The organism is Bifidobacterium sp. M0404 (genome assembly GCF_016101415.1).
Taxonomy (GTDB): domain Bacteria; phylum Actinomycetota; class Actinomycetes; order Actinomycetales; family Bifidobacteriaceae; genus Bombiscardovia; species Bombiscardovia polysaccharolytica.
Map to the genome: position 1 here is coordinate 63,769 of NZ_JACFQP010000005.1, position 7,814 is coordinate 71,582.

Consider the following 7,814-nt stretch of genomic DNA (forward strand, 5'->3'; position numbering starts at 1 on the left):
CGACCGGCACTGCCTGGCCTGTCGTTTGGCGACGGTAGGTTGGCCTCATGAACAGGCAGGAGCAGGAGCGGTCCGGCGACCCGTCGAAGGCCGTCGACAGCATGTACGAGTACGGATACCGCAAATCGAATTATGGTCCCGACGAGCTGGTCACCGACGCCCACGGCAACCCCATCTCCGTAGTGGACGCCATGATGAAAGCCGATCAGGCCAGCCGGGTGAAAACCTCCACGCCCCACCTGTGCTACTACTCGCCGCGAATCCCCGGCAACACCGGCTCCGCCATCCGCCTGTGCGCCGTGACCGGCACCATCCTGCACCTGATAGAACCCCTGGGCTTCAACCTCAAAGACACCAAACTGCGCCGCGCCGGCCTGGACTACCACGACATGGCCCACGTGGTCCTCCACCCGGACTTCGACGACCTGGTCCGCTCCATGCCCAACAGCCGGATCATCGCCTTCACCGCCCACGCCGACAAGCTCTACACCGAGATCAGCTACCGGCCCGACGACATCCTCCTATTCGGACCCGAACCCGGCGACATCCCCGACCCCATGGACATCATGGCCGGCCCTCACGTAGCCGAACAGGTCAGGCTGCCCATGCGGCCCAGCCTGCGCAGCCTGAACCTGACCAACTGCGCCTCCATCGCCATCTACGAGGCCTGGCGGCAGCTGGGATTCCAAGGCGGCCGCTGAACCCCGCGAGCGCACTCAGTTCTTGAAGCTGTGGATGGGCGCCGGGATGTGCCCGCCCCGATTGACGAAGTCTGCGCAGGATTTCCTACTCATGGAGATAACGGACCACAGTCCATCAGACCGCCGAATTCACCCCCCTATGACCTCACCCAAGGTCTCCAATCAGTCCAACAAGTCGTCGAAGGGATGTCGAAATCCGAGCAGCCCACGATCTACATCATGCTGAAGAAACCATCGATGATGGTTTGAGCTACATCCAACACATTCACTTTCAACACGTTCACTTTGTGGCCTAATAGATAATGTGGAGACAGCGGCGATGATGCCCACCCTGCCCCTGATCACAATGGTGATGATTGCCTTGTCCATGAGGCTCCTTCGATATGGGAGCCCCGTCTGGAGGACATTCCGCGACGGATAGCGCACATCCGCCCGGCTAGTCAGGTACTGCATGAAGGGCGACCGGAATCTTAGCAGACAGCCCTCAGAAGGACCTCTTGGAGAGCCGACAGGAATTCACCCGACAGGACCTGTCTGTCTCCGTTCGACCTGGTATACTCCAAGGTTTCCAAGGATCTCAGGGCCCCTACCCCGCTCGAACAGACAAGGTCATAGACCCTGTCCTTCAGGGAGTTTGCGATTTGGGCAGACTGACAGATGTCGAAAACGTCCTTTCGGACAGGGTTATCCGCCAGATGCAAACCTTCAGGAAAGGTCAGAACCTGATCCTGCCCAACGGGACGCTCGGGCAGGGTAACAACCAAACTCAAGGTATCCGGATCGTAGTCGGCACGACAGACGACCCCGTCCACCTGGACACGTGCCGGCAGCACGCCGCGGAGGACCACCTGCCATCGCCTGCTGGCGGGCACCAGGCCGGATTCGCCACGTACGGCACAAATGCGCAGGCAGGGCTTGTCCCAATCCAGACTGATTGTGGTATCGGCGGTTTTCATGGCGCTCAAATCCCCTCCCTGGGGGTAATGTCCGTCATCCTCACGCATGGTGAATGATCCATCAGCGCCAGGAAAGACCAATAGCCGCAAGGAATCGGGGTTCTGCGTCCGGTTGGACCGATTGTCCGCCAGGAGGGGAACAAGGGCCCCTGCCGGAGCGAAGACGGGCATGGATTCCAAGGGACGCCAAGCCCTGAAGCGTACACCATCGGCTCCATTCACCAAATAAAGGCGGCCTGTAAAGAAGTCGAACCACTGGCCTTCCGGGAGCCAGACCTCGGCAGGAGCCCTCATCAGGTCACGGTCCATGGGGTCGGTGACCGGCGCCACAATCAGGCTGGTCCCGAAGCGGTACTCGTTCGGGACCTGATAGGCCTCCGCAGTCTCCGGGTCCCCCCAATACATGGGCTCTATCAGTTCTTTGCCCAGTGCGGCGTTACGCCAGTTCATCGTATATAGGTAAGGCTGGAGTGCCTGGCGCAGCCTGAGGAAATCCTCCATGACTCCTCGTGTCGGTTGGTGGAAGTTCCAGGGCTCCTTCCCATTGAAAAGCGAGGACGAGGAGTGCAGACGGTTGATCGGGCTGAACGTGCCCAACTGATACCACCGGGCCTCCAGTTCCTCATCCCGGTAACCGAGCATGTGGCCGCCGATGTCATGCGACCACCACCCATAGCCGATATTGGAAGCCGTAGCCGTGAAATAGGGCTGGAAACGCAGGGAGTCCCAGCTCACCACCGTATCCCCCGAGAACCCTATAGGGTAGCGGTGGGAACCCGGACCGGCATAACGGGAGAAAGTCATAGGCCAGCGCCCCGACCGCCCGCTGTCGACATAGTGGAGGAAGTTCAGTAACCAGAGAGGATCAAGGCCAACTAGTTTGGAGACGCTTCCCTGTTGCCAATCGATCCACCAGAAGTCCACCCTCTGCTCCTCCAGGTCATGGTGCATATGGAAATAGGCCTCGACGAACTTGGGGTCGGTCAAGTCGAATTCCACGGCTTTATTCCCGGTCGGATCCCTGTCCATGTCAGCGCATACCTGGCGGTAGGGATCTTCGAAGGGACGGATTCCGTCACGGGGGTGTACGTTGAGGGTGACCTTCATCCCCCTGCTGTGCAGCCCACCCAAGAAGGCGGCCGGGTCCGGGAAGAGGTCCCTGTTCCATGTGTATCCGGTCCAGCCCGTGCCATATTTGGAATCCACCTGGGTCAGGTGCCAATCCATATCGACGACGGCGGTGGTGAAGGGCAGACCCTCCTGTTCGAATCTGTCCATCAAGGCCAGGTACTCGTCTGCTGTATACCGATGGTAGCGGCTCCACCAGTTGCCGAGAGCAAAACGGGGCAGCAGTGGCGTGGGGCCGGTCAAGCGGTAGAAGTCACGAACAGCCTCGCGATAGCGGTGACCATAACCGAAAAAGTAAAGATCGATTTCTTGGTGCTTTCGAGGCAGGATGAGCACCCGATCAGCCCCCTTGAGCGTTTCGGGAAGATCAGGGTCGTCCGGGGCCATAATCAAGTTGGAGGACGAGTCATCGATGAGGGCCCATCCGTCCGTTGAGTTGACGCCGATATCCAGCTTGGTGGAGCCGTCCGCCCCATCCAGGGTCCGGGCTGTCCCGCCCAGATTGGCATGCTGGTCGTCCCCATAGTGCCAGGTACTGCAGTAGCCGTCCATTCCCTTGACTTTGATTTGCAATCCCTCACGGCTGAAGGGCCCTCCGTCGTAGGCCAGGATTATGTATGGTGTCTCGACTACCAGCCGATCCCCCTCACACCGTCTGTCCAGGTGGAGGGCTGCTGGGTCTTCAAAGGCCCGGTCAAGGGCCATCTGAGTGCAGTGATCCTCAAAAACGCCGCAATCTGACCACTCCAGTCTGACCATGGAATCAGTAAGGAAGGCGATTCTGAACCGATCTCCCTGAATGACGGTCTCAGGCCCCATGAGAGGACGGGCCTGGATAGGCATCTGACTGCGGGGGTTGATTATCTTCATGGCTTTCTGTCAGCTTTCGTGCTTGAATCGGATCTTTCCGTGGTTGGCTGGTGGAAGGGGTCATACTCAGCCCTTTATGGCCCCGATCATTACACCCTTGTTGAAATACTTCTGCAGGAAGGGGTAGATAACGAGGAGGGGCAAGGTCGATACGATGATGATTCCGAACTTGATCTGGTCGGCGAAGTTCTGCGATTGGACCGCAGACATGCTGCTACCCGAGCCTGGGGTCACCTGGTTGGCCAGAAGAATCATCTGAAGGATGTTCTGCAAGGGTTGTTTCTCTTGGTTACGGATGTAAATCAAGCCAGTGAAGTAGTCATTCCAGTGGCCCACGAAGCAATAGAGGCCTATCACCGCAATGATGGCCGAGCTCAGGGGCAGAACGATTTTAAAGAAGAAGCCGAAGTAGGAAACCCCATCCACGCGGGCCGAATCACGCAACTCCTCAGGTATGGAACTTTCGAAGAAGGATCGTGCGATGATCATGTTATAAACCCCAAATGCTCCCGGCAGGATGAAAATCCACATGCTGTTCAACAGACCCAGTTGTTTCATCAGGAGGTAGGAGGGGATCAAGCCCCCACTGAAGAACATGGTGAACGCGAAGAGGAACATGATGATCCTCCTAGGTCTGAACTCTCTGCGGGAGAGTCCGAAGGCCGCCGGTATGGTCACAATCAGGTTGACCGCCGTACCTAGGAAGGTGTATATGATGGTGTTCTTGTAACCGATCCAGATCCGGTCATCGGCCAGAATCTTGGCGTAGCCACCCAAGCTGAACCCCTGTGGGAGGATGTTGACCTTGCCTTGGGCCACCGCCGTTGGATCAGAAAAAGAAGCAATGATAATGAACCAAAGCGGGTAGATTACCACACACACAATAACGACCAGAATCAAAGCGATGATGATGTCGACCACCCAATCCCCTGCGGTCTTGCTCTGACCCCTGTGTTTGTTGAAGGGAACGTCAGATCTTCCCCTCTTAGCTGCCACGAGGGCGGCGGAACCGTCTACGTTTTGCCGTGTAGATGACATGTCTCTTCCTCCCTTATTCAGAAGATGCTCGTGTCGCTGACCCTCTTGGCGAAGGCGTTGGCCGCCACCAGGAAGACGAAGTTGACCACCGAATTGAAGAGGCCGATAGCTGTCGAATAGGAGAACTGGTTGTCCAGAATGCCTATTCGGTAGGTATAGGTCGATATGACCTCGGAAGCAGTCACATTCAACGTGTTCTGCATCAGCCAGACCTTCTCGAAACCAACGCCCAGGACCGATCCCATCTGGAGGATGAGGAGGACGCCAACCGTGGGCATGATAGTTGGGATGTCCACGTAGCGGATCAGCTGGAGACGACCGGCTCCGTCGATTTTGGCGGCCTCATACAGGCTAAGGTCCACCGAGCTCAATGCGGCCAAGTAGATGATGCAGTTCCACCCAGTGTGCTGCCAGACCTCACTGATCCAGTAGATGGGAGTGAAAGCCCCCGGCACCCCCATGAGGCTGGTGCGGCCAAAGAAGCGACCCAGAAGGCCGGTGCCAGGAGAAAGAAAAATCTGGATCATGGCAACCATGACCACGGTCGAGATGAAGTGGGGCATATAGGTGACCGTCTGCACGAAACCCTTGATTTTTGAACTGCCGATTTGGTTGATCAAAAGGGCCAGGATTATTGGTGCGATGAAACCCATGACCAGGGTCCACAGGCTGATGCGGACGGTATTGGTGATGATTTCGACAAACATGGGGTCGTTGAAGAACTGTCGAAAGTATTTGAAACCTACCCACTTACCACCGGTCAATCCTTTGGTGATGTCATACTCGCGGAAGGCCAGCTGGATTCCATACATAGGTACGTATGAAAAAAGGGCCACGAAACATATGGAGGGCAGCACGAACACCCAAATCTCCCAGTAGCGCCGGAAATGGTCGGCGACCCGCATGGGAAGGGGGGCATGCCTGCGTGCCTCCAGGTTGTCGATCACGTCGACTTTGCCCTTGCTCTCTGCCAGACTCCGGCCTTTTATCTTCTCAGGGGTTACACCGGCCCGGGCAACCTCCTCCGCCTGACCAGTCACGCCACCCCCCTTTTGGTTGACACTCATGGCATTCCTCTCCATTCTCTGATCCTCCGTGGTGCACTGCCGCACCCTTGTTACTGTTTTCATTCCGTCCGCCCGGCAAAGCCGGAGCGGACGTTCACAAACCGATGGCGAAGGCCGCCCAAGGCGGCAGAATTCCTCGGGCCAGTTCCACCATGAGATCGGCTCCATCCAGGTTCGATATGACCAGACGCGAAGCGTTCAGATTTCCGTTCAGAAGGCCAGTCGTCTGTGCCGGCAAGGTGGCTTGTTGAGAGGAGACATTGACTACGGTCAGTAGACGGCGATCGCCCAGAACTCTGACGAAGGCATATACGTACTCGTCCTCAACATCGACCGGCTGGAAGGAACCGGCCGAGATGACAGGGTTCCGGTGGCGAAGGTCAATCAACCTCTTGTAAAAGGAAAAGACCGAATCAGGATCATCGACCTCACTAGCGGCATTGATCCGTGATTTGTTGGGGTTGACGGCGATCCAAGGCTCGACAGCAGCCTCAGGAGTCATGAAACCGGCATAGCGGCCTCCATCCCATTGCATAGGGGTCCTGGCATTATCCCGCCCTGCCTTGGCCAGGGAGCTCATCATCGAATCCGCATCCTGGACGTGGGCTTCTTCGACCCTCTGATGGAAGGCATTGATGGATTCCAAGTCCCGATACTGGTCCAGACGAGTGAATCCGGCATTGGTCATGCCCAATTCCTCGCCCTGGTAGATATAGGGAGTCCCTCGATGCATGTGAAGTAGCAGGGCCAGAGCCTTGGCCGATCGAACCCTTAGTTCCTCGGTGGAGGTATCTCCCCACCGGGAGACGATGCGGGGCTGATCATGGTTGTTGAAATAGAGGCTCGCCCACCCCTTCTTGCTGACAGACTCCTGCTGGCGGAACATGGCCTTCTTCAGGTCGCACAGGTGAAGGGGGATCTGGTTCCACTTGGTACCTGCCTGGTCAACCTCCATATGGTCGAAGAGGAAGAGCATATCCAATTCGCCGCTGGCGGGGTCGGTTATCTGTCCACTGCGGGCTGCTGTGATCCCCTGGCCCTCCCCCACAGTCAGGTAGCCCTGACGGCCATTGAAGACAGCCTGACGCATCTCCTTGAGAAACTCGTCCAGGCGGGGACCGTCCATGCAGAAGGGCCATGGACTGGAATAGCCTTCCTCCCCCGGAGGATTATCAGGGATTGAACCTCCGCATTCCCCGGGCAGGCGGCCTTGGGCATCCACCAGCTTGGAAATCAACGTGATCACATCCATGCGGAAGCCGTCTATCCCGCGATCCATCCACCAGTTCATCATCTGGTATACCGCCTTGCGAACGGCCGGATTCTCCCAGTTGAGGTCTGGCTGCTTACGTGAGAAGATGTGCAGGTAATATTCCCCCCGCACAGGGTCATACTGCCAGGCGGAACCCCCGAAACTCCCACCCCACTTGTTGGGCTCTGCACCTGGCGTACCCGGTTCGTGGCCGGGGCGAGCCGGTCGCCACCAGTACCAATCTGCGTAGGCCGGATCACGGTTGCGGGAGGCTTGGAACCACGCGTGCTCATCCGAGGTGTGGTTAACCACCAGGTCCATGATCACCCTGATCCCCTTATTGTGGGCCTGAGCAATCAGTTCATCCATGTCTTCCAGACTGCCGAACATGGGATCGATCCGTCGGTAGTCCGAGATGTCATATCCGTTATCATCCTGAGGCGACTGGTAGACCGGACTCAACCAAATCGCATCCACCCCAAGCTCGGCCAGATAGTCCAGGCGCCTGGCAATACCAGGGATGTCACCATACCCATCCCCATTGGTGTCTTGGAAGGAGCGGGGGTAAATCTGATACACCACCGCATTGGCCCACCAAGGGTTGGGGGTGGCCCCATTGGTCTGGATGTCGTCAGGCACCTTTGGACGCTGTCTGGATGTCATGGTCTTACGCTTCGTTTCTGCTTTGGAAGGTGTTTGCTCGGAATATTCTGTTTATCTGTTTATTTGTTGTTGTTGAGGTTGACTCCGATGGTGTCCATGTTCTTTTTGAAGGAGTTGTAGACGTCCTGTTGGATCTTGA

At 57.2% G+C, this 7,814-nt stretch carries 5 protein-coding genes and 1 pseudogene; 1 reads left to right on the forward strand and 5 read right to left on the reverse strand.

Annotated features, from left to right (window positions below; translation table 11 throughout):
* Positions 1-47: 47 nt before the first annotated feature.
* Positions 48-701, forward strand: coding sequence for a tRNA (cytidine(34)-2'-O)-methyltransferase (locus H3T93_RS08675; RefSeq protein WP_144176671.1), 654 nt, complete (start codon positions 48-50; stop codon positions 699-701).
* A gap of 215 nt (positions 702-916) precedes the next feature.
* On the opposite strand, the pseudogene H3T93_RS09340 reads toward H3T93_RS08675, so the two are convergent.
* From H3T93_RS09340 to H3T93_RS08695, 5 genes and pseudogenes are all read right to left on the reverse strand, one after another.
* Positions 917-1,070: pseudogene (locus tag H3T93_RS09340) on the reverse strand (ACT domain-containing protein); the annotation flags it as partial.
* A 101-nt stretch (positions 1,071-1,171) separates the two neighbouring features.
* The gene (locus tag H3T93_RS08680; RefSeq protein ID WP_144176670.1) at positions 1,172-3,655 is read right to left on the reverse strand and encodes a glycoside hydrolase family 31 protein; all 2,484 of its coding nucleotides are present in this window, start codon (positions 3,653-3,655) and stop codon (positions 1,172-1,174) included.
* 66 nt (positions 3,656-3,721) lie between these two features.
* Positions 3,722-4,693 (reverse strand): carbohydrate ABC transporter permease, encoded by a 972-nt coding sequence (locus tag H3T93_RS08685; RefSeq protein WP_110424939.1) that lies wholly within the window; start codon positions 4,691-4,693, stop codon positions 3,722-3,724.
* 17 nt (positions 4,694-4,710) lie between these two features.
* Complete coding sequence (locus H3T93_RS08690) at positions 4,711-5,760, reverse strand: ABC transporter permease (RefSeq protein ID WP_082097698.1); 1,050 nt, start codon at positions 5,758-5,760, stop codon at positions 4,711-4,713.
* 94 nt (positions 5,761-5,854) lie between these two features.
* Positions 5,855-7,675, reverse strand: a complete 1,821-nt coding sequence (locus H3T93_RS08695; RefSeq protein ID WP_144176669.1) for a glycoside hydrolase family 13 protein — start codon at positions 7,673-7,675, stop codon at positions 5,855-5,857.
* Positions 7,676-7,814 lie beyond the last annotated feature (139 nt).